At 73.3% G+C, this 18,822-nt stretch carries 17 protein-coding genes; 4 read left to right on the top strand and 13 right to left on the bottom strand.

Annotated features, from left to right (window positions below; all coding sequences use genetic code 11):
- Nucleotides 1-27 precede the first annotated feature (27 nt).
- Genes ACGFK0_RS07100 through uraH form a run of 5 tightly spaced genes read right to left on the bottom strand, consistent with a single transcriptional unit; the run spans nt 28 to nt 5,388 of the window.
- Nucleotides 28-2,352, bottom strand: a complete 2,325-nt coding sequence (locus ACGFK0_RS07100) for a xanthine dehydrogenase family protein molybdopterin-binding subunit (protein ID WP_392901315.1) — start codon at nt 2,350-2,352, stop codon at nt 28-30.
- Nucleotides 2,349-3,707, bottom strand: a complete 1,359-nt coding sequence (locus ACGFK0_RS07095; protein ID WP_392901313.1) for an 8-oxoguanine deaminase — start codon at nt 3,705-3,707, stop codon at nt 2,349-2,351. The genes ACGFK0_RS07100 and ACGFK0_RS07095 overlap by 4 nt, the downstream gene beginning before the upstream one ends.
- Entirely contained in the window at nt 3,704-4,189 is a 486-nt protein-coding gene (locus ACGFK0_RS07090; protein WP_392901311.1) for a (2Fe-2S)-binding protein, read from the bottom strand. Before ACGFK0_RS07090 ends, ACGFK0_RS07095 begins: the two co-directional genes overlap by 4 nt.
- A complete protein-coding gene (locus ACGFK0_RS07085; RefSeq protein ID WP_392901309.1) occupies nt 4,189-5,061 on the bottom strand; it encodes an FAD binding domain-containing protein in 873 nt (290 codons plus the stop codon). Before ACGFK0_RS07085 ends, ACGFK0_RS07090 begins: the two co-directional genes overlap by 1 nt.
- Before the next feature lie 12 nt (nt 5,062-5,073).
- Nucleotides 5,074-5,388, bottom strand: a complete 315-nt coding sequence (gene uraH, locus ACGFK0_RS07080) for a hydroxyisourate hydrolase (protein WP_392901307.1) — start codon at nt 5,386-5,388, stop codon at nt 5,074-5,076.
- Between the two features lie 169 nt (nt 5,389-5,557).
- Here uraH and ACGFK0_RS07075 point away from each other — a divergent pair, with 169 nt between their 5' ends.
- Complete coding sequence (locus ACGFK0_RS07075) at nt 5,558-7,066, top strand: PucR family transcriptional regulator (RefSeq protein WP_392901305.1); 1,509 nt, start codon at nt 5,558-5,560, stop codon at nt 7,064-7,066.
- A 6-nt stretch (nt 7,067-7,072) separates the two neighbouring features.
- On the opposite strand, the gene ACGFK0_RS07070 is transcribed toward ACGFK0_RS07075, so the two are convergent.
- From ACGFK0_RS07070 to ACGFK0_RS07040, 7 genes are read right to left on the bottom strand one after another with little or no spacing between them, the layout of a single operon-like run.
- The gene (locus ACGFK0_RS07070; RefSeq protein WP_392901303.1) at nt 7,073-7,933 is read right to left on the bottom strand and encodes an alpha/beta fold hydrolase; all 861 of its coding nucleotides are present in this window, start codon (nt 7,931-7,933) and stop codon (nt 7,073-7,075) included.
- A gap of 30 nt (nt 7,934-7,963) precedes the next feature.
- Nucleotides 7,964-8,692 (bottom strand): Clp protease N-terminal domain-containing protein, encoded by a 729-nt coding sequence (locus ACGFK0_RS07065; protein WP_392901301.1) that lies wholly within the window; start codon nt 8,690-8,692, stop codon nt 7,964-7,966.
- A 49-nt stretch (nt 8,693-8,741) separates the two neighbouring features.
- A complete protein-coding gene (locus ACGFK0_RS07060; protein WP_392901299.1) occupies nt 8,742-9,674 on the bottom strand; it encodes an NAD-dependent epimerase/dehydratase family protein in 933 nt (310 codons plus the stop codon).
- Nucleotides 9,671-11,176, bottom strand: a complete 1,506-nt coding sequence (locus ACGFK0_RS07055; RefSeq protein WP_392901297.1) for a class I adenylate-forming enzyme family protein — start codon at nt 11,174-11,176, stop codon at nt 9,671-9,673. The genes ACGFK0_RS07060 and ACGFK0_RS07055 overlap by 4 nt, the downstream gene beginning before the upstream one ends.
- The gene (locus tag ACGFK0_RS07050; RefSeq protein WP_392901295.1) at nt 11,173-12,351 is read right to left on the bottom strand and encodes a cytochrome P450; all 1,179 of its coding nucleotides are present in this window, start codon (nt 12,349-12,351) and stop codon (nt 11,173-11,175) included. The genes ACGFK0_RS07055 and ACGFK0_RS07050 overlap by 4 nt, the downstream gene beginning before the upstream one ends.
- Nucleotides 12,348-13,100: a glycosyltransferase family 2 protein gene (locus ACGFK0_RS07045; protein ID WP_392901293.1), complete on the bottom strand. Its 753-nt coding sequence runs from the start codon at nt 13,098-13,100 to the stop codon at nt 12,348-12,350. Before ACGFK0_RS07045 ends, ACGFK0_RS07050 begins: the two co-directional genes overlap by 4 nt.
- 1 nt (nt 13,101) lies before the next feature.
- Nucleotides 13,102-14,115: a 3-oxoacyl-ACP synthase III family protein gene (locus ACGFK0_RS07040; protein ID WP_392901291.1), complete on the bottom strand. Its 1,014-nt coding sequence runs from the start codon at nt 14,113-14,115 to the stop codon at nt 13,102-13,104.
- A gap of 191 nt (nt 14,116-14,306) precedes the next feature.
- Here ACGFK0_RS07040 and ACGFK0_RS07035 point away from each other — a divergent pair, with 191 nt between their 5' ends.
- On the top strand, nt 14,307-15,491 hold the full coding sequence (locus ACGFK0_RS07035; protein ID WP_392901289.1) for a cytochrome P450: 1,185 nt from the start codon (nt 14,307-14,309) through the stop codon (nt 15,489-15,491).
- On the opposite strand, the gene ACGFK0_RS07030 is transcribed toward ACGFK0_RS07035, so the two are convergent.
- Nucleotides 15,488-15,943: a hypothetical protein gene (locus ACGFK0_RS07030; RefSeq protein WP_392901287.1), complete on the bottom strand. Its 456-nt coding sequence runs from the start codon at nt 15,941-15,943 to the stop codon at nt 15,488-15,490. The genes ACGFK0_RS07035 and ACGFK0_RS07030 overlap by 4 nt on opposite strands.
- A gap of 321 nt (nt 15,944-16,264) precedes the next feature.
- On the opposite strand from ACGFK0_RS07030, the gene ACGFK0_RS07025 reads away from it, so the two are divergent.
- Together ACGFK0_RS07025 and ACGFK0_RS07020 are read left to right on the top strand one after the other, a co-directional pair.
- Nucleotides 16,265-17,509, top strand: coding sequence for a cytochrome P450 (locus ACGFK0_RS07025; RefSeq protein ID WP_392901285.1), 1,245 nt, complete (start codon nt 16,265-16,267; stop codon nt 17,507-17,509).
- Between the two features lie 90 nt (nt 17,510-17,599).
- Nucleotides 17,600-18,760: a steroid 3-ketoacyl-CoA thiolase gene (locus ACGFK0_RS07020; protein ID WP_392901283.1), complete on the top strand. Its 1,161-nt coding sequence runs from the start codon at nt 17,600-17,602 to the stop codon at nt 18,758-18,760.
- Nucleotides 18,761-18,822 lie beyond the last annotated feature (62 nt).

Below are 18,822 nucleotides of genomic sequence, written 5' to 3'. Positions count from 1 at the left end.
GCAGTCAATGGTCTGCCTAGTATTGGCCTAGCCGACGATGTGCTCCGGGCGGACCGGGATCCGGGGCAGGGGGCGGCCGGTGGCGTCCCTGATCGCGGCGACGATGGCGGGAGTGGACGACAGCGTCGGCGGCTCGCCGGCGCCGCGCAGCCCGTAGGGCGCCGCGGGGTCCGGGTTCTCCAGGATGTCCAGGCGCATCGGCGGCATGTCGAGGATCGTCGGGATCAGGTAGTCGGTGAAGGACGGGTTGCGGACGAGGCCGTCCGACACGACGATCTCCTCCATCACGGCGAGGCCGAGGCCCTGCGCGGAGCCGCCGTGGATCTGCCCCTCCACCCCCGTCCGGTTGATGATCTTGCCGACGTCCTGGACGGCGGCCAGCTCGACGACCTTGACGAGGCCGAGGTCGACGTCCACGTCGACGACGGCGCGGTGGACGCACAGGGCGAGCTGGGTGTGGCTGGTGCCCTGCCCGGTGACGGGGTCCAGCGCCGTCGTGGGCCGGTGGTGGTACTCGCGGGTCTCCTCGATGGCGGCGTCGCCGAGGACGTCCTCGATGGTGCCGAGCACGCCGTCCGAGCGGGAGACGATCTTCCCGCCCGTGGTGGTCAGATCCGTGGTCAGGTCGGTGGAGGTCGCGCGGCCGAAGTGGCGGGCGGCGAGGGCGAGGAGTTCGGCGCGCACCGCTTCGCAGGCCGCCTTGACCGCGCCGCCCGTCATGTACGACTGGCGGGACGCGCTGGACGAGCCGGCGTCGCCGGCCCGGTCGTCCGCCGGGGCGATGGTGACCCGCTGGACGCCCAGTTCCGTCCGCGCGATCTGCGCCTGGACCGTGACGAGGCCCTGCCCGACCTCGGCGGCGGCGGTGTGCACGAGCACGGTCGCCTCGCCGCCGATGACCTCCAGCCGGACGCGGGCGGTGGAGTAGTCGTCGAAGCCCTCGGAGAAGCAGATGTTCTTGATCCCGACGCCGTACCCGACGCCCCGTACGACGCCTTCGCCGCGGGTCGTCTGGGAGACGCCGCCGGGCAGGTTCCTGAGGTCGGACGGGTCGAGCGGCGCCGGCATCGGCATCGCCTCCAGCCGGGCCAGCATCCCGGCGAGCGGAGCGGGCGAATCGATGACCTGCCCGGTCGCGAGCTTCGAGCCCTGGGAGACGGCATTGCGGCGGCGGATCTCGATCGGGCCGATACCGCAGGCGGCGCCGAGCCTGTCCATCATCGACTCGTAGGCGAAGCACGCCTGGACGGCGCCGAACCCGCGCATGGCGCCGCACGGCGGGTTGTTGGTGTAGACACCGTAAGCGTCGATGCTGATGTTCGGGATCTCGTACGGGCCGACGCCGAGTGAGGCCGCGTTGCCGGTGACGTTCTTCGTGGACGAGGTGTACGCGCCGCCGTCGAGGACGATGTCGACGTCGGCGTAGAGGAGCCGTCCGTCCGATGTGGCGCCGTACTCGTACCGCATCTGCGCGGGATGCCGGTGGACGTGCCCGAAGAACGACTCGTACCGGTTGTAGGACATCTTGACGGGCCGCCCGGTGTGCAGGGCGAGCATCCCGGCGTGGATCTGCATCGACAGGTCCTCGCGTCCGCCGAACGCGCCGCCGACGCCCGCGAGCGACATGTGGATCTGGTCCTCGGCCAGGCCGAGGCAGGGCGCGATCTGCTTGAGGTCGTTGTGGATCCACTGGGTGGACACGTAGAGGTCGATGCCGCCGTCCTCGGCCGGGACCGCCAGGCCGGACTCGGGTCCGAGGAACGCCTGGTCCTGGATGCCGACCTCGTACTCGCCCGACACGACGACGTCCGCCTCGGCCTTCGCGGCGGCGACATCGCCGACGCGAACCGGCTGGTGGCGGGTGATGCCGCCGAGGTCCTGGACCTTCAGGCCCTCCGGGTCGGCGATCACGGCGCGCGGATCGGTGATCGGCTCCAGTACCGCGTAGCCGACGGCGATCCTCTCCATGGCGCGCCGCGCCGTCTCCGGATGGTCGGCGGCGACGAGCGCGACCGGCTCGCCCTCGTGCCTGACCTGGTCGATGGCGAGGACGGGCTGGTCCTCGGTGTGGTCGATGCCGAACATCTTGCGGCCCGGCACGTCCTCGTGGGTGAGGACGGCGCGGACGCCCGGCATCGCGAGCGCGGGCCCGATGTCGATCGACGTGATCAGCGCCCGGGGGTGCGGGCTGCGCAGGGTGGCGCCCCACAGCATCCCGTCCATCCACAGGTCGGACGCGTACGCGAACTCGCCGGCGACCTTGAGCGTCCCGTCCGGCCGCGGCGCGCTCTCCCCGACGCCGCCGAGCCCGGGGGCGGCGACGTGACCCGGAGTCCTCACCGGTGACGTCATCGGAGCACCTCCTCCGCGAGGCGCATCAGGCGGCGGTGGGCGTCGGCGCCGCGCCGCCCGGCCTCGTCCTGCGGGACGGTGACGAGGGAGTCGCCGTCCACGACCGTCCGGCCGCCGACGAGGAGGCGCTGGAGCGGCGGGGTCGTCCCGAACGCGAACGCGACGACGGGGTCGTCGACGGCCGCGTGGAAGCCGTCCACCCGCCACAGCGCGACGTCGGCGAGCTTGCCGGGTTCGAGGGTGCCGATCTCGCCGGCGCGGCCGAGGCAGCGGGCGCCGCCGAGCGTCGCCATCTCCAGGGCCTGCCGGGCGGTCAGCGCGGTCGGCCCGGACCGGGCGCGCTGCATGTAGATCGCCTGCCGGATCTCCCCGGCGAGGGGGACGAGTTCCGCCGACGCCGACCCGTCCACGCCGAGGCCGACGGCCGCGCCCTCCTCCAGGAGGCGGGACACGCGGGCGATCCCGGCGCCGAGGCGCGCGTTGGAACTGGGGCAGTGCGCGGTGCCGGTGCGGGTCTCGGCGAGCCGTTTGATGTCGGTGTCGTGCAGGTGGACGCAGTGCGCGAGCCACACGTCGGGGCCGAGCCAGCCGATCGAGTCCATGTACTCGGTCGGCGTCATGCCGAACTGCTCCGTCGTGTGCTCTTCCTCGTCCAGCGTCTCGGCGAGGTGGGTGTGCAGCCGGACGCCCTTGGCCCGCGCCAGTTCCGCCGACCTGACCAGCAGTTCCCTGGTGACGGTGAACGGGGAGCAGGGCGCGACGGCGACCCGCAGCATGGAGCCGGGCGACGGGTCGTGGTAGCGGTCGATGGCGGCCTCGGTCTCGGCGAGGACCGTGTCGAGGTCTTCGACGACCTCGTCCGGCGGGAGCCCGCCCTGCGACTCGCCCCGGTCCATCGACCCCCGGCACGGGTGGAAGCGGACGCCCATCTCGGCCGCCGCCTCCACTTCGGCGGCGAACAGGTCGCCGCGCCCCTTCGGGAACAGGTAGTGGTGGTCGGTGGACGTGGTGCAGCCCGACTTGGCGAGCCACCCGAGGCCAGCGCTCGCCGCCCCGGCCACGACTTCGGCGTCCATCTTCGACCACGGCCTGTAGAGCGTGGTCAGCCACTCGAACAGGGTGTTGTCGACGGCAAGTCCCTGGCTGGCCCACTGGAAGAGGTGGTGGTGCGTGTTGACCAGGCCGGGGGTGGCGAGGCATCCGGTGCCGTCGATCCGTTCGGCGTCCCCGCCGGCAGACGGGGCGGGGCCGGGGCCGACGGCCGTGATCCGGTCGCCGTCGACCACGATGTGGCCGCCCGGGTGCTCGTCGCCGGAGACGGTGACGACGTGGGCGTTCTCGATGACGATCGTCATTTCGCGGCCGCCTTCCGCTCGGCGGCGAGGCGCACCGCGTCCAGGATCTTCTCGTAGCCGGTGCAGCGGCACAGGTTGCCGGCGAGCGCCTCGCGGATCTCGGCGTCGGCCGGCGCGGGGTTCCGCTCGATCAGGTCGTGCGCCTGGACGATCAGGCCGGGCGTGCAGAACCCGCACTGGACGGCGCCGGTCTCGGCGAACGCCTCCTGGACGGGGTCGAGCCGCTCGTCACCGGGCTGCCCCTCGGCGAGACCCTCCACGGTGCGGACGTCGCGTCCTTCCGCCTGCCCGGCCGCGACCAGGCACGCGCAGGCGGGCACACCGTCCAGGTAGACGGTGCAGGAGCCGCATTCGCCCTGTTCGCAGGCGTTCTTGGAGCCGGGGAGGCCCATCCGCTCCCGCAGCATGTAGAGCAGGCTCTCGCCCTCCCAGACGTCGTCCACGGTCTCCATGGATCCGTTGACGGTGACGTTCACGCGCATCACGAGGCCCCCCTTCCGGCGGCGCGGTGGTCGTTCCAGGCCCAGGTCAGGGTGCGGCGCGCCATCACCGCCAAGGCGTGCGCGCGGTAGCGGCCCGTTCCCCGGACGTCGTCGATCGGCGACGCCGCCCGCGTCACCAGCTCGCCGAACCGCCGCGCCGCCGATTCGGCGAGCGGCCCGCGGCCGTCCCAGTCGAGTTCGCGGGAGATGAACGCCTCGGCGGCGGTGGCGCGGCGCGGTGTCGGGGCGGCCGACCCGAGTCCCGTTCCGACGCGCCGCTCCCCCGGATGCAGGGCGACCGCGAACGAGCAGACCGCGATCACCATCGCGTTCCGGGTGCCGATCTTGGAGAAGTACTGCGGGCCGGACGCGGGCGCCGTCCAGAACGCGCGGATCAGCTCGTCCGGCTCCAGCGCGTTGCGTTTCACGCCGGTGAAGAAGTCCGCCGCCGGGATCATGCGGACGCCGCGCGCCGCCGACTCGGCCTCGATCTCGGCGCCGCCCGCCAGCAGCGGCGGATGGCCGTCCCCGGCGGGGGACGCCGCGCCGAGGTTGCCGCCGGCCGTGCCCCGGTTGCGGATCTGCGGCGACCCGACCGTCCGGGACGCCTGCGCGAGTCCGGGCAGGCGGTCCCCCAGCTCGCCGATCAGCCGGGTGTAGGTGACACCGGCGCCGACGCGCAGCCGCCCGTCCGCCATGCCCCACTCCGCCAGGTCGCGGACGCGGGTCAGGTCGAGCAGCGCCTCCGGCCGCCGCACATCGAAGTTGATCTCGACCATGACGTCGGTGCCGCCCTGGAGGGGCAGCGCACCCGGCCGTTCCGCCTTCGCGGCGAGGGCGTCCTCCCAGGTCACCGGTCGCAGGAAGTCCATATCTCGGTGTCCCTAGCTCCCTCGGTAGGTCGAGTAGGCGAACGGGCTGATCAGCAGCGGCACGTGCAGATGCCGCCCCGGATCGGTGACCGTGAACGCCACCGCGACCTCGGGATAGAAGTCCGACAGGCCCGCCGTGTCGAACGCCAGCCGGTGCACCCCGGCCCCGATCGGGGCGTCCCACTCCCTGATGCGGCCGTCGGCGTCGGTGCGGGCCTCGGCCAGGGGCGTCCAGCCGCCGTCCGCCGCGCGCCGCTCCAGCCGGACGGCGATGCCCGCCGCCGGCAGCCCCTTCGCCGCGTCCAGCACATGCGTCGACAGGCTCACGCGTCCTCCGATCCGTGGGTGACTCCGCTTCGGGCGACTCCGCTTCGGCCGACCAGGAGGTTTCCTCCCCTCACTGCCCGAGTACACACAGCGGCACGGGCGCCGGTCGAGGCACAGGACGTCCGAACTGTGACGCCGCCGAGCCGCCGGCGTTTGTAGGTTGCTACGTGTGAAGCTGCGTTCCCTGCTCGCGATGCCCGCGTTGCGGCTCGAGGTCGTCACCGGGGAGGACGAGCTCGACCGGACGATCCGATGGGTCGTCACCACCGATCTCCTCGACCCCGGCCGCTACCTGCGCGGGCGGGAACTGGTGCTGACCGGGCTCGTCTGGCGGTCGGGGCCCGCCGACTCCGAGACGTTCGTGCGGGCCCTCGCCGGCGCGGGCGTGTCGGGCCTCGCCGCCTGGGACCTCGCGCTGGGGACCGTCCCGGACGACCTCGTCGAGGCGTGCCGGCGGCACCGGATCCCGCTGTTCAAGGTGCCCGAGGACGTCGCGTTCGCGACCGTCACCGAGGAGGTCGTCCGGCACCTGTCCGGCGCCCGCGCCGCGGACCTGACCGCCGTCCTGGACCGGCACCGCCGGCTCGTCGAGGGCACCGGCCTCGGCGCCGTCCTCGACCTGGTCGGCCGCGACCTCGGGATGCGCTGCCACGTCCTCACCCCCACCGGACGGGTCGTCGCCGGCCCGCGCCCCGCCGAACCCGCCGCCCTGGCCAGGGCGTTCCTCACGGCGCCGCGGCTGCCCCGCCACCTCCCCCGGCTCGGCACGTCGATCTTCGCGGTCGCCGAGGACACCACGTCCCGCGTGGCCGACTGGTTCATCGCCTGCGAGGGCGACTTCGCCGACTGGCCCGCGGAGCACCGCACCCTCACCACCGAACTCGCCGCGATCGTCGCGCTGGAAAGGGCCCGCCAGAACACCGAGCACCGTTTCGCGCAGGAGGTCGTGACCGCCGCGGCCACCGGCGCCGAGATCGTCCCGAGGCTGGACCAGGCGGGTTTCGCTCCGTCCACCGGGTTCGTCGCGGTCGCCGCATCGGCCCATGGCACCCTGCGCCCGGGGGAGCTGCGCACCGTCCTCACCGAGGTCCTGCCCGGCACCCGGCCGCTCGTCGGCCTGCTGGACGACCAGGCCGTCGCGCTGGCCGAGGCGGCCGGGCAGGACGTCGCCGGCGAGATCCAGGACGCCCTCGACGCGCTGGCCCCCGGCCTGTCCGCCGACGGCATCGCCGTGGGCGTCAGCGACACGGTGCCGGCGGCCGGCCTGCGCGGCGCCGTCGAGGAGGCCCGCTACGCGCGCCGCCTGGCCGCCACCCGGCTCCGCATCTCCCGGACGCCCGAGTCGCACTCCCCGGTCCGCGTCGTCCGCCACGACGAACTCGCCACCCACGTCCTGCTGCTCGCCAGCGTCCCCGACGACGTCCGCCACATGTTCCATGTCCGGCTGCTGGACCCGCTGCGCGCCTACGACGAGACCCACGGCGCCGACCTCGTCAGCACCCTTGAGACGTTCCTCCAGAACTCCGGCTCATGGACGCGCTGCGCCGAGCAGCTGCACCTCCACGTCAACTCCGTCCGCTACCGCGTTCAGCGCATCCAGGACCTCACCGGCCGCGACCTCTCCCGCCTGGAGGACCGGGTCGACTTCTTCCTGGCCCTCCGCCTGATGTCCGGCTGAGCCGCGTCACGACGTGTGGCGGAGGATCGCCGGGACGACCGTGTCCCACGTGCGGCGCGGGAGTTCGCTGCCGGTGCCGGGCAGGATGATCAGCTCGGCGGCGGGGATCTCGGCGGCGAGGGCCCGGCCGTTGCCGGGCGGGAAGAACGGGTCGTCCTCGCCGTGGATCACGAGGGTCGGCGCGGTGACGGCGCCCAGGCGTTCACGCCAGCGCGGGCCGCTGTCGAGGGCGGCGAACGCGGCCGCCATCTGGTCGGCGCGGTGCGCCTTGCCGGGGTCGGGAGCGGCGGGCGTGCGGTCGTGGACGCGTTCGATGTTCTCCCGGGCCTCGGCCTCGTCGAACGCCCGGCCGGACAGGTGGCGGGCGCTCTCCAGCATGAAGGCGACGACGGACGCGCGGTCCGTCCAGTCGACCTCGGGCGGGTTCATGATGTGGGCCATCAGCTCGGGTGCGTGCCCGGGCAGGTCGGGGTCGGCCGGGCCGGGCGCGGTGGGCCTGGTGGCGATCAGGGTGAGCGTGTCGACTCGGGCGGGATGGTCGAGGGCGAGGAGCTGGGCGATCCAGCCGCCGACCCCGAAGCCGGTGATGTGCGCGCTGGGCAGGCCCAGTGCGTCCAGGACGCCGGTGGCGTCGGTGACCAGGTCGCGCAGCGTGTACTCGGGGGCCTCGGGGTCGGCGGTCGTGGACCGCCCGGTGCCGCGCAGGTCGTAGCGGACGACGTACCGGCGCAGCGCCGCCAGGCGGGCGCAGAGGTCGTCGTGCCAGGTGAGCATCGTGTTGCCCACCAGAAGGATCGGCGCGTCACCCGCCTCGCCGAACGTCTCGGCGCACAGTTCCACCCCGTTGGTCTTGATGAACTTCTCCATGAAGGGTTGGACCGTCCGGGCGCCCGAAACTCATCCCTGCTGGTCGGCGATGGCGTTGACGAACTCGACGGTGCTCGCTTCGGCCTTCGCCTTGTCGATGCCGAGTGCCGACAGGACGCCCGTCCCGTCCTCGAATTCGAGGAGGGCCAGCAGGATGTGCTCCGTGCCGATGTAGTTGTGGCCGAGGCGGAGCGCCTCGCGGAAGGTCAGCTCCAGGGCCTTCTTCCCCTCGGCGTCGTAGGGGATGAGGTCGGGGACGTGCTCGGCCTCCGGGGGAAGCGCGGCGGTGGCGGCCTGGCGGACGGAGTCGAGCAGGACGTCCTGCGCGGCGATCACCTTGGCGGCGAGCGCGTCGGGCTCAGACAGCAGCCCGAGGACGAGGTGGACGGGCCGGATCGCGTCGTTGCCCGCCGCACGCGCCTCGTTCATCGACGCCACGACGACGTTGCGGGCCCGCTGGGTGAACCGGGAGAAGCCCTCGGAGGGGTCGAGGTCGCCCGCCTGCCCCTTGGGGACGAACCGTTTCTGCGCGGCCTGCTTGCTGACCCCCATGCTCCTGCCGATGTCGGTCCAGGAGGCGCCGGAGCGCCGGGCCTGGTCGACGAAGTGGCCGATGAGGTGGTCGGCCACGTCGCCGAGGTGCTCGGCGGCGACGACCGCGCTGGTGAGCTGTTCGAGGGCGTCGGTGTGGACCTTCTTGATGCCGTCGATCAGATCGTCGAGCCGGATCTGACCAACGGGCCGGGTGGGTTCCGTCATGCGTCAACCATAGGTTGACCATCCATGTTCGTCAACCCAGGGTTGACGCTCACCAGCCGGCGGCTCCGGCGAAGGTCGTCGCGTGCGGGTCGTAGCCGAGGACCTCGCGGGCGGCGGTGATGTCGAGGGTGCGTTCGACCGCGAGATGGCTGATGGCGTAGCGGGTGAGGCGCGGCGGTTCGGGCCGCCCGGCCAGCAGGAACGCGCCTTCGGCGACGGCGGCGAGCGGACGGGCGACGGCCGCCGGGACGTAGACGGGCCGCGCCCTCACGCCGCGCTCGCGGAGGATCTCGCGGAACGCGTCGTCGATCGTCACCGGGGCGGCGTCCGCGATGTTGAAGACCCCCGAGGCGATCGGGCCGGTGGCGGCCAGGACGCAGGCCCGGACGAGGTTGCCGATCGAGGTGAGGCTGATCCGCTGCCGCCCCGTCCCGGCGGCGGGCAGGAGCGGCCCCCGCACGGCGGACAGGACGCGCGGCAGCAGGGTCGTGTCCCCCGGCCCGTAGACGGCGTGCGGACGCAGGATGATCGCGTCGCGGGCGGCGCGCAGGACGGCGCGCTCGGCGGCGGCCTTCGACGCCCCGTAGGCGTTGATGTAGCGGCGCACCGGCGCCTCGTCCTCGGCGGCCATGACGCTCGGCCGGAACGGGTCGTACACGCTGGCCGTGCTGACGTGCACGAACCGGGCACCGGGGAACGACGCGAGGGCGTTGCGGGTACCGGTGAGGTTGGCGGCGAAGAGCCCCGCCGCCGGTCCCCAGTCGGAGACGCTGCCCGCGCAGTGCACGACCGCGTCGACATCCGGGGCGTCGTCGAGCACGCCGTCCGTGAGGTCCCACGACCGGTAGACCGCGCCGCCCAGATGGGCCGGGGCCACGGCGGGACGGCGGCCATAGGCGAACGCCGTGACGCCCTCGGACGTGAATGCCCGGCACACGGCGCCGCCCACGAAACCCGAGGCGCCCGTCACCGCGATCCTCATGGGGCCACCAGTTCGCGGAGGCGGTCGCGGTCGAGCTTGCGCGTCCGGCCGGAACGGGGCAGCTCGTCCAGGACGACGATGCGGTCGGGGAGGGCGTCATGGTCGATGACGTCCGGGAGGCCGCGCCGGAGCCGGACGGGCAGGTCGGCGGCGCCGACCACGGCCAGCACGACCTCCTCGTCCCCGGTCTCCGGATCGGGCACGCCCACGATGGCCGCCTCGGCCACGCCCGGCAGGGCGGAGATCGACGGCTCGTACAGGCCGGGGTAGAGGTTGAACTTGCCGCGGATCAGCATGTCCTTCTTGCGTCCCGTGAGGACGAGGCGGCCCTCGTCCAGCCGCGCGAGGTCGCCGGTGGGAAGTTCGTCGAGAGGTTCCGCGCCGAGGTAGCCGCGGCACAGGCCGGGGCCGGACAGCAGCAGTTCCCCGTCGTCGGACAGCCGGGCGCCGACGCCGGGCAGCGGTGCGCCCAGCAGGTCGCCGGCCTCGGTGTGCGCGAGTTTCTCCTCCGCCGACGCGATCGCCACCGGCAGGATCTCGGTCATCGCGTAGACGGACAGGACCTCGGCGGACGGCGCCGCCGCGACCGCCCGCCGCAGGACCGCCGGAGGCGCGGGCGCGGCCCCGAGCAGCACGTACCGCAGTGACGCCGGCAGCTCCGGTGACGCGTCCAGCACCTCGGCCAGGTGGACGGGGACGCAGAACGTGTGCGTGGCGCCCCGTTCCCGCAGCAGCCGGGCGAAGCCGGCGGGCGAGCAGAACAGCGGCGGCATCGACCAGCGCGCTCCGGAGATCAGCGTCGGCAGCCCCAGCATGAGCTGGTCGGTGTGGACGACGTCGCCGGGGCCGAGCGGCAGCCGGGCCCGGAAGAGGTCGAGGGCCGCGGCGAGGGACGCCTGGGTGTGCACGACGGCACGCGGGTCCGCCGTCGTCCCCGAAGTGAAGATCACGGCGGCGGGGGCGCCGGGGTCGGCGTCGGTGCCGGGCTCCGGCGCGTCGCCCCGCACCAGGCGCGCGAACGACAGGGCGCCCCGCGGAACGCCGGGCAGCCGCCGGCCGACGTGGATGTGCCGCATCGGCTCCTCGCCCGGGATCCGGAGGTCGGCGAGGTTCGGCAGCAGCAGCCCGCGCCGCCGCGCATACGCCCGCACGGGACGCAGCCGGCTGCCCGCGTACAGCACCGACTCGGCCGCCGACCAGCGCGGGCGGGCCAGCCGGAGCCGCGCGGTGAACATCTCCGGCCCGGCCCCCGGATCGGCGAACACGACCACTCCCCCGGCCGCGACCACGCCCAGCGCGAGGACGAGCGACTCCGGCGAGGGCCGCACGGAGTACAGCACCCCGTCGCCCGCCGCGAGCCCGGCGGACAGCAGGCCGTGCCGGACGGCCAGCACCTGCCGCCGCAGCTCTCCGTAGGTGAGTTCCGCACCGTCCCCGGAGACGAGCGCGACGTCGCCGGGCGTCCGGGCGGCCTGGTCGAGCAGCCTTCGGACCAGGGTCATCTCGTGCCTCGTTCCGCGCGGACGGTCAGGTGCTCATAGGTGGGGATCAGCACGCCGCGCGCCGCCGCACGCCGCGTGATCGTGAGGGGAGCGGCGGCGAGCACCGTCCGGGCGACCATCCTGATCTGGGCCATGGCCAGCGGATACCCGATGCAGAAGTGCGGGCCCGCACCGAACCACAGCCGCCGCAGCTCCGGCGGGTGGGGGCGGTCGAGGTCGAACGGGCCGTACGCGCGGCAGCAGTTGTGCGTGGCGATCAGCACCCGGTCACCGGGACGGATCGCGACGCCCCCGACCCTCGCGGGACGGTGCACGCTGCGCAGCATGACCGGTGTCGGGGTCGTCACCCGCATGGCCTCCTCGATGGCCCGGTCGAGCAGAGCGCCGTCGCCCGCGGCGACACGGGCGAGCTGCCCGTGGTCGGAGAGAAGGGCGATCAGGCGCGGCAGCAGCGTGGCGACGGTCTCGGTGCCGGTCAGGAAGAACGCCCCCGCGGCTCCCCGCGCCTCGTCCTCGGAGAGGCCGAGTGCCCGCATCCGGCCCATCACGGTCGACTCGTCCCCCGTCAGGTAGGCCTTGGCCGCGATGTCGCCGAGCGGGTCCAGCACGGCACGGGCCCGCCGCACCTGGGACGGGGAGAGCCGGCGCGTCCGCAGCGACACCATGGAGACGATGCGCTCGCCCTGCTCGAACAGGTCCCGGTAGGCCGCCTCGGTCCCGGTGCCGAGCCCGATGACCTCGCCGATCACCGCGCCGGCCATCACCCGCGCGGAGTCCACCAGGTCGACGGCCGCGCCGCGCCCGAGGCGGTCGGTGAGCCGGGCGAGCGGCTCGGCGAGGACGCGGGCGCACAGGGCCTCGGTGTGGGACGGGACGAACAGGTCGGTGAGGCGGCGGCGCAGGGCCCGGTGCGCGTCCCCTTCCATGTTGAGCAGGACGGACGGGCCCAGGACCGGCGTCCACAGATCGCCCGGCGAGCCGGGACCGTCCTTGCGGAACGTCCCGCCGTCCATGAGGACCTCGCGGGCCAGGGACGCGTCGTTCACGACGACGCCGACGCCCGGCACGCGGACGATCGGGCCGCGCCGCGCCGCCGCGCGCAGCAGCGGGTACGCGAACGGATGCGCGGTCAGGTAGAGGCGCCGTTCCCAGTCCATCGGATGTCCGCGCTTCACCGGATGTCCACCACGGGTGGCCTGTAGCGGTGGTCGGCGTACCAGCCGAGCGTCCTGACCAGCCCGAACGCCCGCAGCCGCCGCACCGAGCCGTACATGACGACGTCCTTGCGCAGCCCGTAGGCGTCGGTCACGCGGCGGACGCGGTTGACGAGCTCGCGGTCCTCGTGGACGTCCTCGATGCGGGTGCGGGGGAATCCGCCCGCCCGCTCGTACAGATCGGCGGTGATGGCGAGGTTGCAGCCCGGCATCATCACGTACGGGCCGAGGTAGAGCGGGTCCTGGTTGCCGGGCCGGAAGCGTCCGAAGAGTGCGGCGATGCCGATGACTGCCGGCAGCAGGCGCCGCTCCCAGAACTTCAGGGGGAACTCGTCGGTCCGGGGCAGCAGCGGCCCGCTGACCAGGTCCAGGCCCTCGCCGAACGCGCGCCGCACCGCCGCGATCCAGCCGCGGTGCGGGAGGCAGTCGGCGTCGGTGCGGGCGATGTGCGTGGCCCCGGCGCTGATGGCGTGCCGGATGCCGGTGTCGGCGGCGGCCCCGGTCCCCTTCTCCGGTTCGTGGACGATCCGGACGTCGAACGCCGTGTTCCCGGCGGCGAACTCCTTGACGACCTGGGCGGTCCCGTCGGTGCTGCCGTTGTCGACCACGACGAGCGAGAAGCCGGTGTCGGTCTGCCCGGCGAGGCGGCGCAGCGTCGCGCCGATCGAACGTTCTTCGTCGTAGGCGGGGATGACGACCCACAGGTTCATTTCACAGCTCCGCGAACATGACGCCGAGGCTGACGCCGCCGGCCAGGCCGATGAGCGCGATCCGGTCGCCGGGCCCGCAGCGTCCCTCGGCGCGGGCGGTGGCGATCTGGAGCGGGAGGCTCGCGGACGCGACGTTGCCGTGGCCGCGCAGCGTGACGACGAGCCGGCCGGGCGGGATGCCGAGGATCGAGCGCAGCACCTCCAGATACGGCAGGGTCACCTGGTGGACGGCGACGACGGCGAAGTCGTCCCACGTCAGCCCGGTCTTCTGGAGCGCGGTCGTGAAGATCTCCGGGCCGCTCGCGACGAACGCGTCCTTGAGCCGCCGCCCGTCGCCGCTGAAGTAGGTGGAGTCGGGGTCGCGAGGATGCATCGAGCCGCCCCCGGGAAGCGTCCCGATCTGCCAGGCACTGGAGACGGCGGCGAAGTCGCGGTAGAAGATCCCGCCGTCCGGGGCGGCCTCGACGAGCATCGCGGCGCCGCCGTCGGAGAGGGTGTAGCCGGCGAAGGCGTCGACGAACTGGGCGCGGTCGCGGACCTTCCAGCGGATCGCGCGGGACGGGCTCTCACCCGTGCAGACCAGCACCCGCTCGTGCTGCCCGGTGCGGATCAGCGCGTCCGCCGTCTGCAGGCCGTTCAGGAAGCTGTTGCAGGCGTTCTTCACGTCGAAGACGGGGCAGGTCGCGCCCAGCTTGGCGGCGACGATGTGCGCGGTGGCCGGTTCGATGAGGTCCTGAGAGGCGGAGCCGAAGACCAGCAGGTCGATGCCCGCCGGCTGGATCCCGCGTTCGGCGAGGACGCCGCGGGCGGCGGCGACGGCCAGGTCGGAGGCCTGCTCGTCGTCGCGCATGACATGCCGGGCGCGGATCCCCGTCATCCGTTCGACGATCGTGGGATGCGGCCGGTATCCGCCGTCCCCGGTGGCGCTCTCGGCCGCGACCCGGGCCTCGACTTCGGCGCTGGTGACCGTCCGCTCGGGCAGGTGCGCCGCGACGGCGGTGATGCGGGCTCTCATGGGCTGGGGTCCCCCGGTTCCTCTTGCTCCGTGGACGATCAGACTCGCCGACCCCGGACGCTCCCGGCCAGAGCGACCCTACGGAACACAGGGTGGGCGTTGTACCCCGGTTCGCCGTGAGTACCGCCACTCATCCGGATTGAGTACTACCGCGTTTCCGCCCGGATCCGCCACCCGGCAGAATCGCCGGGATGACCAGCACAAAGATTCGGAACGCGGCGCGGCACGAGGCGCGGCTGCTGTGGGCGGCCAACCCCGGACTGTTCGCGCTGCTGGAGGCGGCGCGCCACACCGGGCCCATCGCGCGCGTGCCGCGGCTCGGCTGGGTGGTGACGGACCCGGTCCTCGCCCGCCGCGTCCTCAACGACCACGCGGGCTTCGGCATGAACGGCGAGGGCGGCGTCGGCCACCTCTGGACCCAGCTCTTCGGGGACGGGATGGCGCGGTTCTTCGGCGGGCCGGGGCACGCGGAGGTCCGGACCCGGGTCCGCGACCTGTTCACCGAGGACGCGGCCCGCACTCTGGTGGAACGTTCCCAGGGCCCGTCCCACACCGTGCTGGCCCGCCGCCTCGCCGCCGGGGAGACCGTGGACGTCGCGGACGCCGCCCGCGTCCTGGCCGGGCGGATGGTCGCCGATCTGCTCGGGCTGCCCGCCGGCCTGGACGACACCGCCCACCGGGACGTCTTCGCGGCCGGGGAGCGGCTGGCCCGGCTGGCGATGGGCACCACCGCCTCGACCGAACTCGACCCGGCGGTCATCGACCGGGCCCGCGCCGTCGTGGACGAGATCACCGCCGGCGTCCCGGACGCCTACCGGACGGCCGGGCCGGACACGCTCCTCGGCCGCTGCCGCGAGATGGGCCTCGGCCTGCCGCTCAGCCGCGGGCTGGCGACCCTGCTGGTGATCGCCGGCACCGAGACGGGCGCGTCGGGGACCGTCCGCACCGTGGCGCTGCTGCACGACACCGGCCGCCAGCGGGCCCTGCTCGGCGACCCGTCGCTCATGGACAACGCGGTGCGCGAGGGCCTGCGCGTCTCGACCCCCGCACCGTTGATCGGGCGGCACGTGTCCCGGGACGCGACCGTCGCCGGGCGCCGGCTCCGCGCGGGCGAGCGGATCCTCCTGCTGACCTACCTCGCCACCAACGGCGCCGGGCCGTTCGACGTCCACCGCGCGTACGTGCCCGAGACCCGTCAGCTGTGGTTCGGCGCCGGCCGCCACCTCTGCCTCGGCGCGGCCGTGGCGCGCACGCAGGTGGCCCGGACGCTGGCGACGCTGCACTCCGCCGGCCGCCCGTACCGGATCGTCTCGCGCCGCGCCGCCCGCCGCGTCCTCGTCCCGGCCTACGCCGAACTGCGGGTGCGGCTCGACTAGATCTCGGGAACCCCGGTCGGGAAATCCCCGGTCGGGCCCGGGGCGGGCGAATCGGGCTCGGCCGGGCCGCCCGGCCCCGGTGCCCCGGGTTCGGGTGCCCCGGGTTCGGACGCCTCGGGTCCCGGCGCCGTCGGGACGACCGGCTGCACCGGCCGCTCGGGTTCCCCGGGGGAGGAGTTCCACCACCAGAGCGCGAACGAGATCGCGAACAGCACCGCGATGGCGCCGATCAGCTGGAGGACGGCCGTCCGGTGGCTCGGGTCGCGGTAGGGACGCCGCCGCCGGAACCGGGCGCCGCCGCCGGCCCGCCGGGCGCGCTTGGCGGCGCGGCGCATGCGCCGCTGCTCGCGCCTGCTCGGCGGCCGGAAGCGCTCTCGCGCGCTCGGCTCGGTGAACGTGGCGCCTCGGACGAAGTTCTCGTCGAACACGGGCTCGTCGAAGTCTGCGGCCATGAGGATCTCTCCGGCGCCGGGGGCGGTCGAACGCCCAGGCTAGTCGACGGCCCCGGGTGAATCTGCATCCACATTTCTAGAACGTGTTCCATCTAAACCTCACCGGGGCCGTGACGGACCTCACCGGCGGCCGATCTTGAGTTCAGCCAGGCTTTCATGCCACGCGCGGGCCGTCGCGTTCGAGCACTTGAGAGCGCCGAAGATCAAAGAGACCTGTGACAAGACCCACGATCAGACTGGAGTCTCATTTTCCCTTGAAGTCCACCTGAAACCAGTTCTACGGTGTGGACGAGCAGCCAGACGTATCGGGAGGAAGCGCGCATGCCCGCCACCACACCTGAGACCGCCGTCCCCGCCGGATTCGACTTCAGCGACCCCGACCTGATGGCCGAGCGCGTCCCCCTCGCCGAGTTCGCGCTGCTGCGCCGGACCGCCCGCCCGTGGTGGAACGAGCAGCCGCGCGGCCGCACCGGGTTCGACGACGACGGCTTCTGGGTGATCAGCAAGCACGCCCACATCAAGGAGATCTCGCGCGACCACGAGCTGTTCTCCTCCAACGCCAACGGCGCGGTGATCCGGTTCAACGAGACGTTCAGCCGCGAGGAGCTGGACGTCCAGCGCGAGAACCTCCTGCTGCACATGGACCCGCCGCAGCACACCAAGCTGCGCCAGATCGTCTCCCGCGGCTTCACGCCCCGCGTGATCAACGCGCTGCACGACGCCCTGCACGAGCGGGCGGGGCGGATCGTCGCCGAGGCCCGCCGGCGCGGCGGCGAGGGCGACTTCGTCACCGAGATCGCGGCCGAGCTGCCGCTGCAGGCGATCGCCGAGCTGATGGGCGTCCCGCAGGAGGACCGGCGCCGCCTGTTCGACTGGTCCAACAAGATGCTCGGCTACGACGACCCGGAGTACAACGACGACCCGGCCTGCGCCGCCGCCGAGATCATCGGCTACTCCATGAGCCTCGCCGAGCAGCGCCGCGGCTGTCCCGCCCACGACATCGTCACCCGGCTCGTCCAGGCCGACGTGGACGGGCGCGGCCTCACCGACGACGAGTTCGGCTACTTCATGATCCTGCTCGCGGTCGCGGGCAACGAGACGACCCGCAACGCCATCACCCACGGCATGATCGCGTTCATGGACGACCCCGGCCAGTGGGAGCGGTACAAGGCCGAGCGTCCCGAGACGGCGGTGGACGAGATCGTCCGGTGGGCGACGCCCGTGACCGCCTTCCAGCGGACGGCCGTCCGCGACACCGAGCTCGGCGGCGTGGAGATCAAGGCGGGCGACCGCCTGGCCATGTACTACAGCTCGGCCAACTTCGACGAGGACGTCTTCGACGCCCCGGCCTCGTTCGACGTCACCCGTTCCCCGAACCCGCACCTCGGCTTCGGCGGCACCGGTGCGCACTACTGCATCGGCGCGAACCTGGCCCGCCTGGAGATCCGGCTCATGTTCGACGCGATCGCCGACCAGATGCCGGGGATCACCCGCCTGGGCGAGCCGCGCCGGCTCCGCTCCGCCTGGCTGAACGGCATCAAGGAACTCCCCGTCCACTACGGCTAGGGCCCTCGTCCTGCTCTCCGGGACGTGGTCTTCCATGAAATCTAGAACCGGTTACAGTTGTAAGCGAATCTCATTCTAGAAGGAGACCGCATGGGCACCCCGGTGATCGTCGAGGCGGTACGCACACCGCTCGGAAAGCGCAACGGCTGGCTGGCGGGCATGAAGGCCCAGGCCGTCCTGGCACACGCCCTGAACGCCGCCGTCGGACGCTCCGGCATCGACGCCGCCGAGGTCGAGCAGGTCTTCGCGGGCTGCGTGACGCAGGCCGGCGAGCAGGGCGGGCACGTGGGCCGCTACTCCTGGCTGTACGCGGGCCTGCCCTGGCAGACCGGGGTCACCACGATCGACGCCCAGTGCGGGTCGGCGCAGCAGGCCGTCCACCTCGCCGCGTCGCAGATCGCCGCCGGCGTCGTGGACGTCGCGATCGGCTGCGGCGTCGAGGTGATGAGCCGCGCGCCGCTCGGCAGCAACGTCCTGCCCGCCAACCCGCGCCCGGACGACTGGTCGATCGACATGCCGAACCAGTTCGAGGCCGCCGAGCGGATCGCCGCCCGCCGCGGCGTCACCCGCGCCGACCTCGACGCGTTCGGCGCCCGCTCGCAGCAGCTGGCCGCCAAGGCGTGGGCGGACGGCCGCTTCGACCGCGAGATCGCCCCGATCACGGCGCCCGTCCTGGACGCCGAGGGCAACGTCACCGGAGAGACCCGCGAAGTCACCCGCGACCAGGGCCTGCGCGAGACCACCGCCGACGGCCTGGCCAAGCTCAAGCCCGTCGCGGGCCCCGAGGGCCTGCACACGGCGGGCACCTCGTCCCAGATCTCCGACGGCGCCGCGGCCGTCGTGCTGATGTCGGAGGAGAAGGCGAAGGCCCTCGGGCTGCGTCCCCGCGCCCGCATCAAGACCCAGGCGCTGGTCGGCTCCGAGCCCTACTACCATCTGGACGGCCCGGTGCAGTCGACCGAACGCGTACTCCAGAAGTCCGGCATGACGATGAACGACATCGACATCACCGAGATCAACGAGGCGTTCGCATCGATCGTGCTGTCGTGGGCATCGGTCCACAAGCCGGACATGGACACGGTCAACGTCAACGGCGGCGCGATCGCCCTCGGGCACCCGGTCGGCGCGACCGGCTCGCGGCTGATCACCACGGCGCTGCACGAACTGGAGCGCCGCGACGCCGGGACGGCCCTGGTCACCATGTGCTGCGGCGGCGCACTGTCGACCGCGACCATCCTCGAACGGATCTGACCGGAACACGACCACGGCCCCGGCCTCCACCGCCGGGGCCCTTTCACAGGCGCGAAAGGCGG

It is taken from the genome of Spirillospora sp. NPDC048823 (genome assembly GCF_043198445.1).
GTDB lineage: Bacteria > Actinomycetota > Actinomycetes > Streptosporangiales > Streptosporangiaceae > Spirillospora.
The sequence above is the reverse complement of the archived record's forward strand: the minus strand, read 5'-3'. Positions and strand labels throughout refer to the sequence as shown.